The sequence below is a fragment of the Pseudoalteromonas fuliginea genome, from assembly GCF_000690055.1.
GTDB classification, from domain to species: domain Bacteria; phylum Pseudomonadota; class Gammaproteobacteria; order Enterobacterales; family Alteromonadaceae; genus Pseudoalteromonas; species Pseudoalteromonas fuliginea.
Genome location: NZ_JJNZ01000009.1, coordinates 16,523 through 36,662, shown reverse-complemented (window position 1 = coordinate 36,662; position 20,140 = coordinate 16,523). Strand labels below are relative to the sequence as shown.

Below are 20,140 nucleotides of genomic sequence, written 5' to 3'. Positions count from 1 at the left end.
CGATTACTCGCCTTCAAATTCAACCAATTTTAGGATTTTAATACCCATTTTCTTGATGCGCTGCTCGCCACCTAGTTCTGGTAATGACACAACAAATGCTGCATCTGTAGCTTCGCCACCTAGTTTATGAACTAATTTAGCAGTGGCTTCAATTGTACCGCCAGTAGCTAATAAATCATCCACTAACAATACTTTATCGCCAGGTACAATTGCATCTACATGCAGCTCTAATGTATCTTCACCGTATTCTAGCAAGTAATCTTGACGAATAACTTCGCGCGGCAACTTACCTGGTTTACGTACTGGAATAAAGGGAATGCCTAACGCGTAAGATAACGGCGCACCAAAAATAAAGCCACGCGATTCTGTGCCAATTATTTTAGTAAAACCTTGATCTTTATATTCAGCGATAAAAGCGTCAATTGTGGCTTTAAAGGCTTCTGGATTTGCCATTAAAGTAGTTACATCGCGAAACATAATGCCCGCTTTTGGATAATCAGCAATTGTAGTGATGCTGTTTTTGATAATTGCTGGTGTTACTTGAGTCATAATTTTAACTGCTCAATTATTTATATTACAAAGCAGGTGATTATAACCTTAACTGACCTTTAAATGCGAGTTTGACGTTATTATAGTTTAAGCGGGGTAATTAAAAATAAAGAGGTTCAAGGCTGAAGTAAACAACAGCCTTAATAAACGCTATGCATTTTAGGTTAAGCTAGTGATCCAACCTAAAATTGCATTTAAACAACCAATTCCTGCAAATATAGCTAAAAATGCAAGAAAGTAAGTAGCGTTGAACGGATCTTTAAAGTCTTTATCATCTGACATTGGTACAACCTTTTATTAAGCACGGCAAATAAGGCTGTCATAATAGACGATGTAAAATTATCAATAAAGACCTTAATCTTGATTTTTTGTCACAATGACACCGCGTTCAACCATTGCATTAAGGGTAACCAACGCACCTTGAGCAATTTGCTCTGCATTAAATTGTGGAGCGTGAGCTAATACCTGTTGGCAAACGTTGTCAAATGTCGCACCTTCACTTACCTCTATGATTGACAATAGCAAAGCTGTCATCGCATTTGTTGCTAAAAACTGCACATCATCATTTTCGTCTCTATATACAACAAAGTAATTAGGCTGAGTTGATGGCTCTTTAGGTATAAACTCTGTGCTGATATTTTGAACCGGAAATTGATAACTTAAATTTCTTGCAGCGTTAGATAAATACAAAGCAGAACTAGTGAGTGCTGTTGTTTGTAATTTTTGCGCTTGCTCATCTTCATGTGCAATCGATACATCTAGCTCTACCCATTCGTAATGAGCAAGCTCTAGCATAAACACGGGGTCGTGTTTTTTCATTTTATAATCACTTGATAAGTAATTAATAAACTCCCCTGCTATATCTAAAAAGTACGGCGAATGACAATCATATTCGCTAAAGAACTGACGTACGAGGGAATGCCATTGTTTGTCTGTGTATAAGGTTTTTAACACCGGAAAACCTGATGATACAAAACCTTCAATATTATTAAAAAATAGATCGCGATAAATGGCCATACGTCTATCTTCAATACCGCTGGGCCGTTTATTTTTTTTAGGCTCGCGAATATGCGCCATAAATTCGTTTTGTATTTCAATAAAGCTCATCACTAGGCACTCTTTTAATGTTTATAAAGGCTTATATTAAGCTCGTTGTTTTGAAACACTTGAATTAAGGTATTTAGCTTGCAGCCCATGAATTATATCCAACTCTTTGGTTAACACATTCATAGTAGGGATATTAAAGTCACGCTCAAGCAAAGTTGGAAACACACCATGTACTTCGTACGCCTTATCAAGTAGCTTCCACACAGGATCAATGACATCTGCGCCATGTGTATCAACTATTAAGTCATCAGCCTCATTGTAGTGCCCTGCAACGTGTCCATAAGCAATACGCTCAGAAGGTAACCCTGTTAAAAATGCTTGCGCGTTATAGGCATGATTTATCGAATTAACGTAAATGTTATTCACATCGAGTAAAAGCTTGCAGTCAGCTTGCTCTAAAATAGTATTCGTAAATTCAAGCTCTGATAATTGCTGCCCAGGAGCACCATAATAAGAAACATTTTCTATCGCAATTTGTTGCTCAAGTATATCTTGAACTTGCTTAATACGTGGTACAACGTGTGCTATCGCATCTTGAGTAAACGGAATAGGCATTAAGTCATACATATGGCCCGCGCCAGAGCAGTAACTTAAGTGCTCACTAAAAAATTTTATATTGTGCTCTTTAAAAAAAACTTTTAAAGATTTAACAAATTCAACATCCAGTGGCTCGGGCGAGCCGATAGAAAGTGACAATCCATGGCACACAAAATTATTTGCATCTGTTAATGTTTTAAACTGTTTCTTAAAGCGCCCACCTAATTTTAGCCAATTCTCTGGTGCAACTTCTAAAAAATCTACTTGATTAGGTACGTGTTCAAGCAGTTCATTAAGCATTTCTCGTCGGAGGCCAAGACCAACCATTCCGAAATCTATACTTTTAGTTTGTGTCATAACTACCTCTAACTTAACAAAAAAGGGCCTTAAGGCCCTTTTAGCATACCTTATTTAAAATAAGATATTAACGGCCACCACATTTACCTTCGCCGCACTTACCTTCTTTTTTACCTTTTGCGTCGCCGCCACATTTACCTTCGCCGCACTTGCCTTCTTTTTTACCTTTTGCATCGCCGCCACATTTACCTTCGCCGCACTTGCCTTCTTTTTTACCTTTGGCATCGCCGCCACATTTGCCTTCGCCGCACTTGCCTTCTTTTTTGCCTTCTTTTTTGCCTTTAGCATCGCCGCCACATTTGCCTTCGCCGCACTTGCCTTCTTTTTTACCTTTGGCATCGCCGCCACATTTACCTTCACCACATTTACCTTCAGCAGCATCTAGTTGATAACCTGTCACTAACTGTTGAAACTCAAATGGGTTAGCTTGTACATCAGCAGATACAAAACTTGCAGAGCCAACAACTACTGCACCTAAAGTTAACGCGATTGTATTTTTTCTAACTGTATTCATTTTATGACTCTCTTTAATCAAGGATTGTAAATCTCAGCAATATAAATGTATTTTTAAATTGCTTGTATGCTTAAGTAGACCCGCACAAAAATAAAAACTTTCAATTATTTTCATAATATTTGCTTTTGCACTTATTTCATTAAATATGGTCGGTAATTACAGATTTATCAATGTAAGATTTACAGGTAAACTATGCGTCCTGTTTTTCTCAGAAATAATCACCTTATGAAACTTGTTTTAGCGCCTATGGAAGGTGTTGTCGATTTTAAAATGCGTCAATTACTCACCGACATCGGTGGGTTCGATTTATGCGTTACCGAGTTTGTAAGAGTGGTTGAAACATGTTTACCCGATAAAGTTTTTCACCGCTATTGCCCTGAATTACATAATAATGGTTTTACGCGAGCAGGAACGCCTGTGCGTATCCAACTACTCGGACAAGAAGCGAACCCTTTAGCAGAAAATGCGATTAGAGCTATAGCATTAGGTTCTCACGGTGTTGATCTTAATTTTGGCTGTCCAGCAAAAACGGTTAACCGTAGTCGAGGCGGGGCTGTGCTGCTTAAAGATCCTGACCACATGTATACGATTATTAAAGCAGTCCGAGACGCTGTAGATGATCAGCATGAAGTTAGTGCAAAAATCCGCTTAGGATTTGATGATGATAGTAACAGCCAAGAAATTGTAGATGCGGTTGTCAGTGCTGGAGCAAATAGCATTGCAATACATGCTCGCACCAAACGTGATGGCTATAATCCGCCTGCTTATTGGGAAAAAATTCCACCAATAATAAAAGATAAAAATATTGCCGTTGTTGCCAATGGTGAAATTTGGCAAGTAGAAGACGCAATGCTTTGCCAAAAACGAAGTGGATGTACTAATTTAATGCTTGGTCGTGGCGCCCTTTCGCACCCTGATTTAGCAAAAAAAATTAAAGCTCATGTAAATAATGAACAATACGATGGACTTGAGTGGGAGCATATTATTTATCACTTAATCCACTCTGCTATTCATCAAGACCCTGCAAAGGATGAAAAATATTTTGCGTCACGTACTAAACAATGGCTTGGTTACCTAAAACGCCAATACCCACAAGCTATCGATTTATTTGATGAAATCAGACGTTTAAAAAGTAAAGAAGATGTGGCAAGCGTATTAAATAAATACGCCAAAGCACCGCAACTTGATTCAAATCATAACAGCTAACTTAAAGCCTATAGATAATATCAGTATAACGTAAAGCCAATTTAATAAGGTTGTACTGATAATGCATCATCAACAAAGACTGAACGATGAAATAGCGCAAGTTAAATTAAATATATTAACTATGCTTTCTAAATCAGCCTACCCTGCACATCACCATTTAATACAAATTTTAGATAATAAAGCCAACAATGAATGGTTAGACTGTGCGGCAGAAAAGTTAGGTCCGGAGTATGCTATTTTAATTAGTCGCATGACTAAATTAGAAGCTGCCGTTAGCCAAATAGAGATTGGCCAATATGGTTACTGTTGTGACTGCGAAGAAAAAATATCAGCAAAGTTACTTGAGCAAGACCCTGCAACTCAACGATGTATAAAGTGCGCACCATAAGCGCACTTTCACATCATTACATCATTTGCTTTATAAAACTAAATGATTGCCCAGGGTAGAGAATTATATCTTCAACTAAATACTGAGCCTCTTCTGGACTCATTTTTAGGCGCTTTACAAGGTTCACCTTTGCTTGAGGCAAAGTCCACGCATGATAGTGAATACCTATATCTGATTCCATCATCGCAAGCATCAATGTTTTATCTTTATCAGACATGTCCATATTGCTCGCCATTGCAGGTAAGTCTTGATAGTTAGCCTGCCAATCCAAGCCTTCTATTAATTTTTCATCAGATAAATACTGAACTAAAAACGATTTCTGGTGAGAAGTTGGCTGTTTACTGTCGAATGCAACACGATCTAATACTTTTATTTTTTCATTTAAAAGAGTAACCCATTCTAATGGTGAATGTACTTCGCCACTAAAGTAATTAAGTTTGCTCTGATACCACTGGGTTCCATTTGGCAGGCCTCTTAGACCAACACTCCCCCTGGGCCTGTAACTAGCTAAATAATCGCTAAAAGCCCTTATATGGCTTTTAAGCGCTGGTTGAACGTCGTTAGTGCCTATCGCACTCAATACATAACTTTGTAACAATGCAAGTTCAACTTTATTCAGTTTTAAATTGCTTTGTTTAGCACTGTCTAACGTTTCTTGGGTTAACTTAAGCCAGGTAATAACATTATCCGGTGTGTTTTTTGTGCCTTCAAAAGCAAGCATGTTCTTTAATACATCTACTTGAGCCGGCCAATTAAAATAGCGCTCAGGAAAACGCTCTGCAATAACCAAGTAATTTACTTGCGCTATTTGATTGAGATTAAGCTCCATGTCCATTAAGTTCTGATAAATAGTATGGCGTTTAGCTAAATATGCATCAGAAAAGACCAATTGCTCTTTAGTAATTTTATCTGTTTTATTAGCGCCTGATAGTACAAGCGCCATGTTTAAAGTTTTTAAACCGACTTGTGCATCTTCAAATGACTCGTAAGGTTGAGGCTGCTTTGAACATGCGACTAAAAATAGACACAGTAGTAATGAAAAAGAGAGCTTTTTATACATAGTAATTCCAATAAAAAAAGCCCCAGAGGGGCTTTTTAAAAGTTGCTTTAGCTAATAAAAATTAAATTTTAACACCGTTGCGAGCGGCTTTATCTTTAATGTATGTAGCCCAACCCTTTGCAAACTTGCGAGTGCGTGGGTCATCCATGGCTTTAGTAATAGCAGCATGAGCTTGCTTGTACTTGCCTTGGTAATAATATGCTTCAGCTAAATCTGAGTAAATAGTGCCCTTTTTATCAGAGCCTAGCTCTAATGCTTTGTTCAAACGAACAACAGCAGCACTAAATTTTTCAGACTGTAAAAGTAATGAACCTGCTTTGCGGTAAAGCTCAGCGTCTTCATCAAATTTAGCAGCTTCTTCATAATACTTAGCAGCTTTAACGAGATCTTTAGAACGATGGTAATTACTAGCAATCGCGCTAACGTTTTGCTTAGTACGTTTAACATTCTTTTCTTTAATAGCCTTCTCAAGCGTAACAGCCGCTTTAAAAGGAATTTCATTTAAAGAATAGAAGTTAGACAATACTTTGTAATCGACTTCAGCTTCAAAAAAACCTTGGTTGAATGCTACTTCCATGGTCGAAAGACCTTTTTTGTAGTTTTCAGTTTGTAGGTAATATTTACCTAAACTAACCCAAGCTTTTTTATCATCAGGCCAAACACGAACAATTTCTTCACCAACTTTGACCATATTATTATAGTCTTTAAGCTCGAAATAAGAGCCTAACTTTAATTGGTAAGGAGCTTTGTTCGGCTCCTTTTGAAGCGAAATTGCTTTGTCTGCTGGACCGAAAACATCACGAAATTGTTTCAACTCGTAGTTAGCTTGCGCAATACGTGTGTAAACTTTCGGATCTTCATCGCCCGTAAAATCAATCCATGCTAAATATGCTTTTTTAGCTTCTTGATACTTTTGAGTACCAATAAGTAAATCGCCTAATAACTTAAGGGATTGTTCCTGATCAGCAAAGTTTAAAACATCTGGCGCAACCGCCTGCTTAGTATATTTAATCGCTTCATCATACTTTTCTACCTGCGCGTACATGCTACCTAAGTAACGATTTACAGTCGCCTTATCAAAGTCATTAGATGGATCAATATCTTTTAGCAGAACAATTGCTTCTTCAACTTTTTCTTCACCGTACAAATCAAACGCTTTAATTACCTTTTTACCAGTACGCTCGCCCATGATTTTAGTTTTTGCTTTCTTACGCTCTTCAATCTTTGCGTAGTCTGGCGCCGCTAAAACAGATGCTGTTAATGTAGCACCTGACACAGACATAAGAATCGCAAGAGCAGTTACTTTAGAAAAATTTCTCATTACTCGCCTCCTTAATTGCCTTGGTTAAGTTTAAAGTCTAATTGAACTTGTAAACCCGGTTGTATTTGAGGTTTTCCGTCAATGATCTTAGGACGGTACTTCCACTTACGCAATGCGCGCTTAGCTTCACGGTCAAAGATACGTTTTGGATCGGCGTCAATTACTTCAACGTCAGTCACTCCACCTAACTCATCAATTGTGAACGAAAGTTGAACCCAACCTTCTTTACCATCACGTGCTGCTTGCGTTGGATATTTTGGTTCTATACGAACGATAGGTGTCGCATCACCATCACGTCCAAATGCACCAGGACCACTTAGTCCACCTGCCGAACTACCAACATCAATGCTTCCCATATTAAATGACATAGCACCAGGTGTTGGACTGTTATTTTCCGGCTGTGGCGGCTGCGGTTTAGGCGGCTGCTTTGGTGGCGGAGGAGGCGGAGGCGGTACACGCTTCCTCTCCTGCACCTTAGATTCAGGCGGATTCGTCATTATTTCGACTATGATCTGCTCTTTTTGTTCCGTATTACGGTCAGCCCCACCAGAGATGAAGAAAGCCATGAAGTAGAACAAGCCGAAAGTAACTGCCCCACCTGCAATCAGTGAAAACAGAAAACGAATCATTACTGATCTCCAGCTATTGAAATTCTCAGGTTATCACCCGTCGCTTTAATCTGGTCCATAACTTTAACCACTACGCCATGTTTTGCTTCTTTATCAGCTTGCAAAATCACAACTTCAGTAGGTTGTTCTGCTAATAAACTTTCGATTTTTGCTGAAATACGTTCAACATCAACCTGCTGTTTATCAATCCAGATTTCGCCGTTACTACGGATAGCAATAAAAATGTTAGCATTTTTTTGCTTAGTAGCTTGGGCAGCTTTTGGTTTATTGACCTCGATACCAGCCTCTTTAACGAACGATGTAGTTACGATAAAGAAAATAAGCATGATAAATACGATGTCAAGCATTGGCGTCATATCAACCGCTGCTTCTTCTTCTTCACGAAAACGTTGTTTACGTGCCATATTTAATTCTCTCTCTAGTGATGAGGCATACTATCAATAAGTTTGGCTTTCACCATTTTAGCTTTTGTCTCAAGACGTGAGCTAAAAAATACTCCAGATAGTGCCGCAACCATTCCAGCCATTGTCGGGATTGTTGCCATTGAAATACCTGATGCCATTAATCTTGCGTTACCTGTACCCTGGTTGGCCATGGTTTCGAAAACCGAGATCATACCAGTAACAGTACCAAGTAAGCCTATTAAAGGACAAACAGCTACTAATGTCTTAATCAACAACATACGCTGATCTAATTTTTCAGACGCTTCAGAAATCCATGCTTCACGGATTCTGTGTGCGTACCAAGACGTAGTGTCTTGGCGGGCATCCCACTTTGCTACAATTTCTTTCGCTGTGCGAGGAAACTCTGCAAGTAAGAACCAATAGCGCTCAATCATTAAAACCCACATCAGAAAGAGTGCTATCGCGACCACGTATAAAACCTGGCCGCCTGTGCCAACAAAATCCCTGATAGATTCCCATATCTCCATCAGGACTAGCATTAGGCTTTCTCCTTCTCCGCGTGAGTAGCAACGATACCCGCGCTTTGCTCATCAAGGATGTGTAATACCGACTTACTACGACCAGCTACTAGAGCATGAAGTAGAATTAGTGGTAATGCAGCAATTAGACCTAGCGCTGTAGTTACAAGTGCTAGAGAGATGTTACCTGCCATGATCTTCGGATCACCCGTACCGAACAATGTGATTGTTTGGAACGTTAAGATCATACCGATTACAGTACCTAGTAGACCTAGTAATGGTGCGATTGCAGCAAGAATCTTGATTATATTGATACCAGCTTCGATGCGTGGCGTTTCACGTAGAATCGCTTCATCAAGTTTAAGCTCAAGGTTTTCAACATCTTGGTTCTTGTTGTCATGGTACACTTTAAGAATACGACCCAGTGGGTTATTTGTATTCGGTGTAGCAACATTTTTAAGTTGGCTCTTAATCTTACTTGTAGTAAGCGTAAGGTCAACAAAGCGAATTAGAGTAATTAGCATACCTAGGCCTAGTAAGGCTGTGATGATATAACCAACTACGCCACCTTGATGGAAGTATTCTATAAGGGTCGCTTTTTGAGTATTGATACGTAAGATAGCACCACGAGTCGGGTCAATATAAACACCAGCGTAGTTATCTGGAGATGTATTTTCAAGCGCTGTGATACCGTCTAAAATGTAACCATCTGGTTGCTTACCTAGAGGCTGGATAGACTTAGTCTCTGGTGAATAAATTAAGTAACCATCGTCTGTAACTAAGTTAAAGTTACCGATACGCGTTACTTTCTTCATTGACGGGTTACCATCAAGGCCAGCAACTTCAGTTTCGAATGTTGAAACTTTAGCTGATTCAGTCATTTCTGTTTGTAGTGAAATCCAAAGTTCTTCTAATTCACGAACAGTTGGAAGTTCTTTAGCAGCAGCTAATGAACGTAATATTTCAGCACGACCTGGCTTTTCAGCACTAACAAGTGATGCTTCGATCGAACCGATAGCGTCTTGAGCTGCACGACGTACAACACCAAACATTTCACCTAAAGTACCTTGTGCGCTTTGAAGAGCTTGCTCTTTCTCTGCTAAAGTATTTTCATTTTGTGCATATTGCTTAGCTAAACTAACGCCACGTGCTTTTTCAGAAGCAAGTTGGCTTTTAGCTTTGTTAAGTAATGATTGCTTGTCAGCACGTTCAGATAAGAACTCTTGCTCACGTTGCTTATTAATTTTACCTTCAGAGATACGCTCTTGCTTTACTTGCTCAAGGATTTTATCTAGAGCTCCAGTATTTGCATGTGCATTAAGCGCGGTACCTGCAGAAACAGTTAGTACTGCTGCAACAGCAAAACCTTTAAATAGTTTCTTCATTATTGATTACTCCGCGCCAAAGATAGGTAGTTTAACAAGTTCTAATGTCGCTTGCTTACGCGCCATACGAATAACTTCTTTAACAGGTTTTAGGTATTCTTCACCTAATTCTTTCCACTGTTTAGTGTTGTTATCCCACACCCAAGCATGTTTCAAGTCAAAAGATTGAGCAACGTAAGTGATACGACCTAATTGACCGATATCAACGTTAATGCTCTTACCATCAACTTCTAATGTACCTTGTGAAGCAGATACAAGTGAACTGTATGCTGTTTCAATAGTGTAAGCTTCAAGTACTTGACGGAATTTTTCAGACGTCGTTACAGACGCAGAAACCATGATTTCACGTAGTCTTTCAACACGTCCTAAACGCGTTTCAAGATTAAATGGAACGTCCGCTTTGATGAATTGCTCAAGCGTATCGATCATGCGATACATCAAAGGCACAACGTTTTGTTTAGTGTTATCAATAGTAGCGATTTGACGATCAAACGATTCAATAGACGCATTTTGGCTATCAACCAAGCGTGATACATGATCGTTATACACTTTCATAAGTTCAGTCTCATCAACGATGCTACGGTACTCAGCGATTAGCTCTTGAGTTTGACCATATACATTGTCAATTTTAGTTTGAGACTTAACAGCAGCCTTTTGAATTTGTTGACCTGCTTTTTGCACGTCATTCAAAGGATCTGCAATCACATTGCTGCTTGCAAATGCAAATGCGCCAACCAACGCAGTTGCTACAAGACTCTTTCTGATTTTAACAGACATAGTTCCCAACCAATTAAGTAATGTTACTTTTATAATTTAATTATCAACCCATAAGGAAGACAACCCTGATATCTTTTAATAGATATCAACCTTCCAATAATGCTAAATGCAATAAGCGCTGTCAACTTGATGTTTGCTTATCTCAGTAAATAAATAGCCAGTTCAAAGCTTACACTAAAGGACTGCATACCAAATGTTAACAATATTGTAACCAGTCTTATTCTTAATATTTCTATCAAAGCCTTTTAAGGGGTATGTTTATTGGGTGTCGCCCTTATAAAAACAACAAAAATGCAACATTCAATTGAAAATGAATTCGCCCTGAAAAAAAACAAAAAAAAATATACTTATTTCTTATATAAGTTTTTTTTTGGCCAACTTCATGCCTTTTTAACTGGTTTTAAACGCTTCATCTGAAAAAACAAACCGTTTATCGCACAAGAAAACATCACAAAATGCCTTTATATTGAATTAATATTTACTTCGAATATCGCATATTGATATTTCCATTACCCAATATTAATGGAGAGTAAAGTGGTTGGTTACAAACCAAATGATGCACAGTGTGCAATTAGTTATTAATTTATTACTCTCAGAAGTTGTCCAAATATTTGAATTTATCTTTTGCTGGGCATGTATTAGAGATGGCTAATTTTAGGAACAAGCTTTCAATGAAATACCATACTCCAATCTGAGCAGCTTGAAGTTGTTACTACAATCAACGTTAGTCACCTATCTTGAATATGATCTATTTAATTCAATTACAATTTTTATGGTAGGCTCTGTGAAAACTATATCATTTCACCTCGTTACATAGCTCGCTACTATGCTTTAAAGGTAGTCTTATAATAACTAAAAGCAGTTGAAGTTTAATTTTTTAATTTTAATACCGTAGCTCAATCACACACAGCAATGCTTACTGTAGTGCCGTTATGCTCATAAAGGCGATAACAATGCATTAATGCCAAATACATTTTATTCAAAGGGTCTTGCTAGAGGTAATTGACTCTTTGTTGTATGCTTAGATAAGGGCTGAAAGTAGCAAATGAAGCTTTACTTGTTCGATTTATGATAAAAGTCTGCTTAGAAATGGGGTCAATTTAACGCCAAGAAAATTGCATAATAGCAATTCGCTTAATTAAGTGATCTATTTTGATATAAGAAAATCGTGTCGACAAAAAGAATAAACTTCAAATAGGTTAAATGGTTATTTTATTCGTTGAATTGATAAAGTGCTTATGTAGATCGATATGACTATAAGGAATGTAAGGCTTTAGCCGCTAACGAGAGCACTAGATTAAAAATCGTGTCGCAAAAAATCTCTAAGAATAAAATTTAACTCAGAAAAATAATAAACTTTAATAGCAAAAAGATAACCCTGTCATTTAATACACGTGGTATTTCGCTTAACGACTTGATCAACCAAATGCTCAAAGAATATTGCTACTTGAACAATAAAGATGCATTTAACAAATGTCAGCGCTTTAAAATTAATTAATTTAAGTATGCAGTGTAATAATTGATAGCTTTATAGGAGATAGTGAGGAAGATTTAATAGTATTAACAAAGGAATTATGGTGAAACAGATAACTGTTTCACCACGTTGAACGAAGGTTCACATAATAAATTATGCTGCTTCTACGTTCTCAGCTTCAGGGCCTTTTTGACCTTGCTTGATGCTGAATGTCACTGCTTGACCTTCGCTAAGAGTGCGAAAACCAGAACCAGTGATTGCGCTGAAATGTACAAACACGTCAGGACCATTTTCTTGTTCAATGAAACCAAAGCCTTTAGCTTCGTTGAAAAACTTTACTTTACCAGTAACCGACATACTAAATTTTCCTGTAAGTCAATAATTAAAATTCAGCCATATTATTATGGCAATATCCTCCCCGAGTCAATGCCCACAAAATGGAGGTATAGTACAGGAAGAAGTAATAACCTAACCGGTAACCTTAAACGCAGCACAATATCCGTAAATTCAATACGCAAAAACTCAAAGCAAGTTAAGATTAACACATTATTTTTTATTTCGCTCTATTAATTAGACATTATTTATTAAAAATATATTTTTTTATTAAATAATGTCTAAACGGCTAATTTTAATACAAAAAAATACTATTCGGTTACTCTTTTTAGAATCAGTCGCGTATTTTAAATGCGAAATATTTGATCAAAACAAAAATTGTACAATGATCAGCGCAAGTAAAAATCACATAATAATTTATAAAGTTTAAGCTGATTTACTGAATGATTAACTCACTTCCCATTCAATCATGTCTTCGGCTTTAATGGGAACAACTTGCGAATCACCTAGCGAATAGCTAGCGGGAACTCTCCAAGGATTTCTTTGTAGTGTTATTGTATCTTGATTACGCATAACACCATAAAAATCAGGACCAAAGTGACTAGCAAAACCTTCTAATTTATCCAGTGCACCAACTTCTTCAAATGCCTCGGCGTATAATTCAATCGCAGCGTGAGCTGTGTATGCCCCAGCACAACCGCAAGCAGCTTCTTTCTTGTCTTTATAATGCGGAGCCGAATCAGTTCCTAAAAAGAATTTTTTATTGCCACTTATTGCTGCAGCCATTAATGCTTGTTGGTGTGTATTACGTTTTAATATTGGTAAACAGTAATAATGGGGACGTATCCCCCCTGCTAACATATGATTACGATTATAAAGTAAATGATGAGCTGTAATAGTAGCCGCTACATTATCCGGTGCATTTACTACGAACTCTACCGCATCTTTCGTTGTAATATGCTCTAGTACAATTTTAAGTTCAGGGAAATCGCTAACAACATCACCTAAAATTGTATCTAAAAATACCTTTTCTCGATCAAAAATATCTATCGACGAATCAGTAACTTCACCGTGAACCAATAAAAGCATCCCCACTTCTTGCATTGCTTTTAGTACTGAGTAAATATTTTTAACGGAAGTCACACCGGAGTCAGAATTTGTTGTAGCGCCTGCTGGGTAAAGTTTAGCCGCAACTATTTTACCTGTTTCTTTAGCTTTTTTAATTTCTTCAGGTGTTGTTTTATCAGTAAGATACAAAACCATTAATGGCTCAAAATCACCTTGAGGACCTGCCGCCATAATACGTGCACGGTATTCAAGTGCTGTATCAGTACATGTTGCCGGAGGAACCAAGTTAGGCATAATAATCGCACGACCCATATAACGACTAATATCGCGAACGGTATCTTTTAGCTGATCGCCATCACGTAAGTGTACATGCCAGTCATCTGGTCGAGTTATAGTGAGTGTTGTGATTGCATCTTTAGTTTTACTAATCATTTTTTTATTCCACGGCTGAATTTATCCGATCATAGGCATAGGAGGTTTTCGAGTAAAGACCTTATTAAAAATAATGGACTCAGCTCTACTATTAAATAAAACTTTACAGCTCATAAAAAGCATTCATCGTTTTATTTTGTAGAAAGATAAAGTTTACGTTAACTTAGTTGCTGTGTTTATAAATATAAAGAATAAAATTAGCTGCCTATGTCGAACAAAGTCGATACCAATGAAGCTCTGGAAATAAAAACTGAACAGCTTAGTATCATTAATCAGTTTTCATCTAGTTTATTACAGCTTGATACTCTAGAAGAGTTACTAGAATACGTAACAACTCAAGTCGTTAATAGACTTGGCTTTGTTGATTGTGTTATCTACCTTGCCGATGACTCAGCTTCTATATTAAACCAAGTTGCATCTATGGGGATCCCCCATCAACGCTACAAATATAGAGCGCAACGAAAGGTAATACAGTTTAGTGAGGGAATTTCGGGCTTTGTTGCACGCACCGGTGAAGCAGTGATGCTTGGTGATGTAAGTACTGATAGCCGCTATATAGCAGATGAACGCCCTGCTCAGTCAGAATTATGTGTTCCTCTTATATATAAAGAGCAAATTTTAGGGGTAATTGATTGTGAACATCCCATTAAGAACTATTTTACTAATGCCCATCTTGAAATACTCACCACTGTCGCACATTTACTTAGTGCCAAAATAAACCAAGTTAATACTGTCAATAATTTACAACAAACTGTTGAGCAATTAAATAATGCGCAAAAGCTTGAAAATAGTCTTTTGCAAATAGCTAACTTAACTTATAAAGCCAGTGACCTAGATACTTTTTTTGAATCTCTTCACGCTATAATTAATAGCTTGTTACGTGCAGATAATTTTTTTATTGCACTTTACGATAAACAAGTAGATATACTCGACATTGTCTACATTGTTGAAGAGGGTATTCAAACAAGCACCCATCAAAAATTTTCAAAAGAGCAACTTAAAGACACTGCCTCATATTATTTACTACAAAAAGATCAGCCATTACTTTTTACAAAAAAAGATTACAAACAACAAATAGCAGATGGCCACTTCAAAATGATAGGCCGACAATCCGAGTCTTGGTTGGGCGTACCATTTAAAGCAAATGAACGTATCAGTGGTGTTATTGTTGTTCAAAGTTATGATAAGTCTTTACATTACAGTGAGCATGACAGCTCATTATTAACGTATGTGAGCCGTCAAATTAGCATGGCAATAGATAGGCAACTTGCTCGCCAGGAGCTTGAACACCGTGCTTTACACGATGAATTGACTGGACTAGCTAATCGTTCACTATTAATAGAACGTGCGAAGCACGCTATATTAAGACTAACACGTGCCAAAAAAGGCACCAGCCATGCGCTGTTATATTTAGATTTTGACCGATTTAAGAGTATTAATGATTCTCTAGGCCATGAAGTTGGTGACCACTTCTTAATTCGAATATGTGAATTAATTAAAGCCACCGTTCGTAATACCGATACCTTTGCCCGTTTAGGTGGCGATGAGTTTGCTATTTTCATGGAAAATATTACGCATCGGAACCAAGTCAACGAAGCGCTTAAACGGATTCAAACTGTACTTTCAAAACCAATCGATGTTGATGGTCATTTATTACAAGCTTCAACCAGTATCGGTATTGCATATAGTGATAATATAAATGATAAAGCTTATATATTACTTCAACAAGCTGACGCTGCTATGTACGAGGCTAAATCGACAGGTCGTGGGCAAGTTAAGTTTTTTAATAATACCATGCGTAAAAAGCTTAAGACCCATGCTGATATCGAAAACGATTTGCAACACGGTATTGAGCACAACGAATTTGAACTCTATTTTCAACCAATTTTTACCATCGCTGAAAGTGAAGTCATTGGTTTTGAAGCCTTAGTTCGTTGGCATCACCCTAAAAAAGGCTTTGTTTCACCGAATGACTTTATTCCTATTGCTGAAACCACTGGGCAGATTATAAACCTTGATTTGCACTTGCTCGATTTAGCTGCTCAACAAATTTCAGACTGGCACCAGCAAGGCCATCGATTCTTAAAAATTACAGTTAATGTATCATCTCGGCATTTTGCTAGTCTTGATTTTGTTGCGCAAATTCATGCTATTTACAACAAATATCAATTGCCTTTGGGTTCTTTATGCCTAGAAATTACAGAATCAGGTTTAATAGAGAATTTAGATCTAGCAACGCAAATTATAGAAGGCCTATCCCCTCTAAAAGTTAAGCTCTGTTTAGATGATTTTGGCACTGGATACTCTGCATTAGGCTATTTACATCAACTTCCGATTCATGTTTTAAAAATTGATAAGAGTTTTATTGACCACCTTCAAGATTCAACTAACCCGTTGGTTGAGGCTATTTTATCTCTGGCGCAATCATTAAAATTTGCTGTCGTAGCTGAAGGGATAGAGACTGTAGAACAACTAACTATATTACAATCGACGCAATGCGATTTTGGGCAAGGATTTTTGAAATCAAAACCTGTCAGCGCAAACGAAGCCATATTATTAATAAATAACCCCCTATAATATAGCCGATTTTACTCTTTGTTAATCGGTTTTACTTATTTTTACATGGATGTAAGCCTCTAAAGTAACGCAGAAGTAGTTATCGAGCTCACTACACACTTCACACCACGATTAAATGGTAATCATCCTTAGATAACCTGAACTATGGATAATAAATCTATCTCGAGCAGTTATTTTCGACGCTAAAAATTACGTCCAGTTAAAATATATAATATTTTTCCTTCCTTTGATTCAACATGAAGCAAACTCATATAAAACTTGTAAAGTCAGTATTAAATGACTTCTATCATTAGAAATTTAAATTTTTAATAAATTTATGACAATAAACAGAAAAACTTTAGCCATCTAGACGTTGAAACGTTTTTTATATAGGCGTAGTATGTAATTAATCTGAGCTAAACTCACTTTTTCCATGAGAATTTTTAAAGATGATTGGTATTAAACATTTAAAAACCATAGCAACCCTAAAAGAAACAGGATCTTTGGTTAATACAGCACGAGAATTATTTTTAACACAGTCTGCTTTATCACATCAAATCAAAGACTTAGAGAATAAATTAGATTGCCAATTATTCGAACGTAAAACTCAGCCAGTCCGCTTCACGCCCCAAGGAATGTTATTACTTGAGTTAGCTCACGAAATATTACCAAAAATGGAAGCGACTAAATGCCGTTTAAAAGAAAGCTTAAACCAGCCTATTTCTCAACTGCGTTTAAGTGTGGAATGCCATGCATGTTTTCATTGGTTATTGCCTACGATCAAAGAATTTAATAACTTTTGGCCTGATATAAAAATTGATTACGAGCGTGGTTTTAGTTATGACGCTATTCCTGACCTACTAAACGATGAACTCGACTTAGTTTTGACGTCTGATATACGTGAACCCGACACATTAGAATACGCGCACTTGTTTGATTTTAAACTGAAGCTTATTGTGGCGCCTGATCATGAACTTGCTAAAAAAGCATATGTAACAGCGCTTGATTTGAAAAACGAAACCATTATTTCATACCCTATCCCGCGCGAACGCCAAGATATTTTTAAATACTTTATTCAAAATGCACGTTTCGATGGCACCTTAAAAACAGTTGATCAAGGACTCCTTATTTTTCAATTAGTGAGTGCTGGTATGGGTGTTGCTGCATTACCTGATTGGCTAGTTACCCCTTATGAAAGCCAAGGTTTAATAAAGTCCATCCCGCTAGGTGCGCTTGGGCTTACTCGGCCGATGTACTTAGCAATGAAAAAAGATATGAAAGATAACCCTGTTTATCGCCATTTTTTAAATACCTGTAAGCTAAATAACGGTCGATAAATCGCAATCTAATGAGTAACATGAAAGCAATACTCTTGTTTTTATGTTGCTTATTATGTTTGTTATTAAAAAAATGATTGGTGGTTTACTTATGCCACTACCTCTATTTGGTTTATTTGCGTGTCTAATGCTCCTACTCGCATTTAAAGGCCGTAAATCAGCTCTCTTCTTATCTACTTTAAGCTTAATTGTATTACTTGTATTGAGTACACCCTTTATCGCCAATTTAATTATCCAAAATAATGAACCTGCGTCGCTTGCATTTAATGCCCTAAAGCACCCTAAAATAGACAAAATAGTCGTGCTAGGTTGCGACATAAACCCAAATTCGGCTTTAAGTTCAAATAATCAATTAGGTAATTGTGCGCTAACGCGCTTAGTCGAAGGTGTAAAACTGGCAAAGCACTACCCTAATGCAGAGCTTATAGTTTCAGGCGGGGGCTATCAAAATACCACTAATAGCGGGCTTATGTATCAAACAGCGGTGAGTTTAGGAATTAATAAAAGCCGTATATTCCAAAACCCAAAAGCAATGGATACCGGTGAAGAAGCTAAGTTACTCGCATCAAAATTAGTCGACTTTAAAGTTGCACTAGTAACATCTGTACTGCACATGCCCCGTGCCAAAGACTTATTTAATGCTCAAGGCATTAAAGTCATAACCGCAGCCACTGATTACCATAATTTTGCAGCGCTGCCGTGGAGCAAGCAGTTTATTCCAAATGCTCAAGCCTTACTTGTGGTTACGCAATATAGTCACGAAGTAGTAGGAAATACATGGATAAGTTTGCGCCGCTGGATAGATCCAGAGGCGCTGTAACTTATATAGTCCTAACCTGAACTCTGGACAATAAAATCTATTTCAACCAAAGTTCAGGTTAGCTAATAGATAGCCTAGTTAAACTGGGTTATCTATATCTATAAATATCACCTCAAAACCATGCTCTTGCGCTAATAACTCACCCAAAGCTTTTACACCATAGCGCTCTGTTGCATGATGCCCTGCTGCAAAAAAATCAATATTTTGCTCACGAGAGCTATGAATTGTTTGCTCTGATGCCTCACCGGTTAAATACGCGTCAATACCTTGCTCTGCAGCTAAATCAATATACCCTTGCCCTCCACCGGTGCACAGTGCAATAGTTTCAATTTTAGCTGAGCGTACTAAGCTTGTGAGTGGGGCCCGATTAAGTACTTTTGCTATTTTATTTGCAAAATCTTCACCATTTAGAGGCGTTTTTAAACGTCCTTTCATTGCTACGCTATTTGTAACTGGCTCAAGCCCAGCCTCTATTTCAATATCTAATAACTTTGCCAGTTGCGCGTTATTGCCTATTGCCGAGTGAATATCGAGTGGTAAGTGATAGCCAAATAAATTAATATCATTAGCTAGTAGCGCGCCTATACGACGCTTTTTCATTCCCGTTATAGGTTGGGATTCCCCCTTCCAAAAAAAACCATGGTGAACCAAAATAGCATCTGCTTGTTGCTCTATAGCAGCATCTATTAATGCTTGACTCGCGGTTACACCCGTCACAATTTTTTTAATTTCATTTTTACCTTCAACTTGTAAGCCATTTGGGCAAAAGTCTTTAATTAAATGAGGCTTTAAAATGTCATTTAGAAGTTGGTTAAATTCTCTACGTTGCATATAACTTACCTTACTTTGCACTGAATTTTGTGCAAATTTTGGCGTTTATAGGTTTAAAATGGAAGGAAAATCGCAAAAAATTGAAAAACTGTTTTAAAATAGGTATAAATACGTCTTCTTTATCTGTGTTCACAACGTATAGGGTCTCTGATGAGCAAACTAGACAAAACAGAAGTGTTATCTGCCTTTGAATCAGCGTACGAAGCTGCCAATGGTAAAAAACCTGAAATCACAACTAAACCTGGCTGGTACAGCATCGATGGCGGTAAAAACTTACGCCTAGCTGATTTAGTAGAGCTAACTGAAGAATTAAGCTCTGGTAAAACGACACCCAAAGCGCCTGCTAAAAAAACTAAAACCAAAGCGGCTGCGCCTGTAAAAGCACAGAAAAAAGCCCCATTCACTGTTGTCACCGAAAATGAAGAAGGCTACACAGCGGAAGAGCTTTGGATTGTAATTTTAGCTCGTAAAGATCATGATTGTCGCTTACCGCGCGGTGTTGTTTAATCAACATTTATGATTTTTAAAAGAAACCGC

The 20,140-nt window shown here is 37.5% G+C and carries 21 protein-coding genes; 6 read left to right on the top strand and 15 right to left on the bottom strand.

The window, feature by feature from the left end:
• Positions 1-3: 3 nt before the first annotated feature.
• From apt to DC53_RS16785, 5 genes are all read right to left on the bottom strand, one after another.
• A complete protein-coding gene (gene apt / locus DC53_RS16770; protein WP_007375861.1) occupies positions 4-549 on the bottom strand; it encodes an adenine phosphoribosyltransferase in 546 nt (181 codons plus the stop codon).
• A gap of 159 nt (positions 550-708) precedes the next feature.
• Entirely contained in the window at positions 709-831 is a 123-nt protein-coding gene (locus DC53_RS22675; protein WP_007375862.1) for a hypothetical protein, read from the bottom strand.
• Positions 832-903: 72 nt separating this feature from the next.
• Positions 904-1,656, bottom strand: coding sequence for an HvfC family RiPP maturation protein (locus tag DC53_RS16775; protein ID WP_007375863.1), 753 nt, complete (start codon positions 1,654-1,656; stop codon positions 904-906).
• Between the two features lie 36 nt (positions 1,657-1,692).
• A complete protein-coding gene (locus DC53_RS16780; RefSeq protein ID WP_033028611.1) occupies positions 1,693-2,550 on the bottom strand; it encodes an HvfB family MNIO-type RiPP peptide maturase in 858 nt (285 codons plus the stop codon).
• A 67-nt stretch (positions 2,551-2,617) separates the two neighbouring features.
• On the bottom strand, positions 2,618-3,064 hold the full coding sequence (locus tag DC53_RS16785) for an HvfA family oxazolone/thioamide-modified RiPP metallophore (protein WP_033028610.1): 447 nt from the start codon (positions 3,062-3,064) through the stop codon (positions 2,618-2,620).
• Between the two features lie 225 nt (positions 3,065-3,289).
• On the opposite strand from DC53_RS16785, the gene DC53_RS16790 reads away from it, so the two are divergent.
• Both DC53_RS16790 and DC53_RS16795 read left to right on the top strand, forming a co-directional pair.
• Entirely contained in the window at positions 3,290-4,270 is a 981-nt protein-coding gene (locus tag DC53_RS16790; protein WP_007375866.1) for a tRNA-dihydrouridine synthase, read from the top strand.
• A 61-nt stretch (positions 4,271-4,331) separates the two neighbouring features.
• The gene (locus DC53_RS16795; RefSeq protein ID WP_007375867.1) at positions 4,332-4,658 is read left to right on the top strand and encodes a TraR/DksA family transcriptional regulator; all 327 of its coding nucleotides are present in this window, start codon (positions 4,332-4,334) and stop codon (positions 4,656-4,658) included.
• Between the two features lie 16 nt (positions 4,659-4,674).
• On the opposite strand, the gene DC53_RS16800 is transcribed toward DC53_RS16795, so the two are convergent.
• The 9 genes from DC53_RS16800 to pyrC all read right to left on the bottom strand — a co-directional run bounded on the left by DC53_RS16800 (position 4,675) and on the right by pyrC (position 14,059).
• Complete coding sequence (locus DC53_RS16800; protein WP_033028609.1) at positions 4,675-5,718, bottom strand: hypothetical protein; 1,044 nt, start codon at positions 5,716-5,718, stop codon at positions 4,675-4,677.
• Positions 5,719-5,779: 61 nt separating this feature from the next.
• Positions 5,780-7,039: a tetratricopeptide repeat protein gene (locus tag DC53_RS16805; RefSeq protein WP_007375869.1), complete on the bottom strand. Its 1,260-nt coding sequence runs from the start codon at positions 7,037-7,039 to the stop codon at positions 5,780-5,782.
• Between the two features lie 11 nt (positions 7,040-7,050).
• Entirely contained in the window at positions 7,051-7,668 is a 618-nt protein-coding gene (locus DC53_RS16810) for an energy transducer TonB (RefSeq protein ID WP_033028608.1), read from the bottom strand.
• The gene (locus DC53_RS16815; protein WP_002961710.1) at positions 7,668-8,072 is read right to left on the bottom strand and encodes an ExbD/TolR family protein; all 405 of its coding nucleotides are present in this window, start codon (positions 8,070-8,072) and stop codon (positions 7,668-7,670) included. The genes DC53_RS16810 and DC53_RS16815 overlap by 1 nt, the downstream gene beginning before the upstream one ends.
• Before the next feature lie 14 nt (positions 8,073-8,086).
• A complete protein-coding gene (locus DC53_RS16820; RefSeq protein WP_002961709.1) occupies positions 8,087-8,611 on the bottom strand; it encodes a MotA/TolQ/ExbB proton channel family protein in 525 nt (174 codons plus the stop codon).
• Positions 8,611-9,975 (bottom strand): MotA/TolQ/ExbB proton channel family protein, encoded by a 1,365-nt coding sequence (locus tag DC53_RS16825; protein WP_033028607.1) that lies wholly within the window; start codon positions 9,973-9,975, stop codon positions 8,611-8,613. The genes DC53_RS16820 and DC53_RS16825 overlap by 1 nt, the downstream gene beginning before the upstream one ends.
• A gap of 6 nt (positions 9,976-9,981) precedes the next feature.
• Positions 9,982-10,752: a DUF3450 domain-containing protein gene (locus DC53_RS16830; protein ID WP_033016274.1), complete on the bottom strand. Its 771-nt coding sequence runs from the start codon at positions 10,750-10,752 to the stop codon at positions 9,982-9,984.
• Between the two features lie 1,627 nt (positions 10,753-12,379).
• Positions 12,380-12,583, bottom strand: coding sequence for a cold-shock protein (locus DC53_RS16835; protein WP_002961702.1), 204 nt, complete (start codon positions 12,581-12,583; stop codon positions 12,380-12,382).
• Positions 12,584-13,006: 423 nt separating this feature from the next.
• Positions 13,007-14,059 carry a dihydroorotase gene (gene pyrC / locus DC53_RS16840; protein WP_033028606.1) on the bottom strand — a complete coding sequence of 351 codons (1,053 nt, stop codon included), beginning with the start codon at positions 14,057-14,059 and terminating at the stop codon, positions 13,007-13,009.
• Between the two features lie 207 nt (positions 14,060-14,266).
• Between pyrC and DC53_RS16845 the strand changes: the two genes are divergently transcribed.
• From DC53_RS16845 to DC53_RS16855, 3 genes are all read left to right on the top strand, one after another.
• Positions 14,267-16,636, top strand: coding sequence for an EAL domain-containing protein (locus tag DC53_RS16845; protein WP_007375876.1), 2,370 nt, complete (start codon positions 14,267-14,269; stop codon positions 16,634-16,636).
• 428 nt (positions 16,637-17,064) lie between these two features.
• Entirely contained in the window at positions 17,065-17,952 is an 888-nt protein-coding gene (locus tag DC53_RS16850) for a LysR family transcriptional regulator (RefSeq protein ID WP_007375877.1), read from the top strand.
• Positions 17,953-18,007: 55 nt separating this feature from the next.
• The gene (locus DC53_RS16855) at positions 18,008-18,772 is read left to right on the top strand and encodes a YdcF family protein (protein WP_188085253.1); all 765 of its coding nucleotides are present in this window, start codon (positions 18,008-18,010) and stop codon (positions 18,770-18,772) included.
• Positions 18,773-18,850: 78 nt separating this feature from the next.
• On the opposite strand, the gene DC53_RS16860 is transcribed toward DC53_RS16855, so the two are convergent.
• Complete coding sequence (locus DC53_RS16860) at positions 18,851-19,603, bottom strand: Nif3-like dinuclear metal center hexameric protein (RefSeq protein ID WP_033028604.1); 753 nt, start codon at positions 19,601-19,603, stop codon at positions 18,851-18,853.
• Between the two features lie 150 nt (positions 19,604-19,753).
• Here DC53_RS16860 and DC53_RS16865 point away from each other — a divergent pair, with 150 nt between their 5' ends.
• A complete protein-coding gene (locus DC53_RS16865) occupies positions 19,754-20,110 on the top strand; it encodes a hypothetical protein (protein ID WP_007375880.1) in 357 nt (118 codons plus the stop codon).
• Positions 20,111-20,140 lie beyond the last annotated feature (30 nt).

Excerpts from the sequence above, each read along its gene's own strand:
- apt (WP_007375861.1), bottom strand. The coding sequence starts at position 549 with ATGACTCAAGTAACACCAGCAATTATCAAAAACAGCATCACTACAATT.
- DC53_RS22675 (WP_007375862.1), bottom strand. The coding sequence starts at position 831 with ATGTCAGATGATAAAGACTTTAAAGATCCGTTCAACGCTACTTACTTT.
- DC53_RS16775 (WP_007375863.1), bottom strand. The coding sequence starts at position 1,656 with ATGAGCTTTATTGAAATACAAAACGAATTTATGGCGCATATTCGCGAG.
- DC53_RS16780 (WP_033028611.1), bottom strand. The coding sequence starts at position 2,550 with ATGACACAAACTAAAAGTATAGATTTCGGAATGGTTGGTCTTGGCCTC.
- DC53_RS16785 (WP_033028610.1), bottom strand. The coding sequence starts at position 3,064 with ATGAATACAGTTAGAAAAAATACAATCGCGTTAACTTTAGGTGCAGTA.
- DC53_RS16790 (WP_007375866.1), top strand. The coding sequence starts at position 3,290 with ATGAAACTTGTTTTAGCGCCTATGGAAGGTGTTGTCGATTTTAAAATG.
- DC53_RS16795 (WP_007375867.1), top strand. The coding sequence starts at position 4,332 with ATGCATCATCAACAAAGACTGAACGATGAAATAGCGCAAGTTAAATTA.
- DC53_RS16800 (WP_033028609.1), bottom strand. The coding sequence starts at position 5,718 with ATGTATAAAAAGCTCTCTTTTTCATTACTACTGTGTCTATTTTTAGTC.
- DC53_RS16805 (WP_007375869.1), bottom strand. The coding sequence starts at position 7,039 with ATGAGAAATTTTTCTAAAGTAACTGCTCTTGCGATTCTTATGTCTGTG.
- DC53_RS16810 (WP_033028608.1), bottom strand. The coding sequence starts at position 7,668 with ATGATTCGTTTTCTGTTTTCACTGATTGCAGGTGGGGCAGTTACTTTC.
- DC53_RS16815 (WP_002961710.1), bottom strand. The coding sequence starts at position 8,072 with ATGGCACGTAAACAACGTTTTCGTGAAGAAGAAGAAGCAGCGGTTGAT.
- DC53_RS16820 (WP_002961709.1), bottom strand. The coding sequence starts at position 8,611 with ATGCTAGTCCTGATGGAGATATGGGAATCTATCAGGGATTTTGTTGGC.
- DC53_RS16825 (WP_033028607.1), bottom strand. The coding sequence starts at position 9,975 with ATGAAGAAACTATTTAAAGGTTTTGCTGTTGCAGCAGTACTAACTGTT.
- DC53_RS16830 (WP_033016274.1), bottom strand. The coding sequence starts at position 10,752 with ATGTCTGTTAAAATCAGAAAGAGTCTTGTAGCAACTGCGTTGGTTGGC.
- DC53_RS16835 (WP_002961702.1), bottom strand. The coding sequence starts at position 12,583 with ATGTCGGTTACTGGTAAAGTAAAGTTTTTCAACGAAGCTAAAGGCTTT.
- pyrC (WP_033028606.1), bottom strand. The coding sequence starts at position 14,059 with ATGATTAGTAAAACTAAAGATGCAATCACAACACTCACTATAACTCGA.
- DC53_RS16845 (WP_007375876.1), top strand. The coding sequence starts at position 14,267 with ATGTCGAACAAAGTCGATACCAATGAAGCTCTGGAAATAAAAACTGAA.
- DC53_RS16850 (WP_007375877.1), top strand. The coding sequence starts at position 17,065 with ATGATTGGTATTAAACATTTAAAAACCATAGCAACCCTAAAAGAAACA.
- DC53_RS16855 (WP_188085253.1), top strand. The coding sequence starts at position 18,008 with ATGTTTGTTATTAAAAAAATGATTGGTGGTTTACTTATGCCACTACCT.
- DC53_RS16860 (WP_033028604.1), bottom strand. The coding sequence starts at position 19,603 with ATGCAACGTAGAGAATTTAACCAACTTCTAAATGACATTTTAAAGCCT.
- DC53_RS16865 (WP_007375880.1), top strand. The coding sequence starts at position 19,754 with ATGAGCAAACTAGACAAAACAGAAGTGTTATCTGCCTTTGAATCAGCG.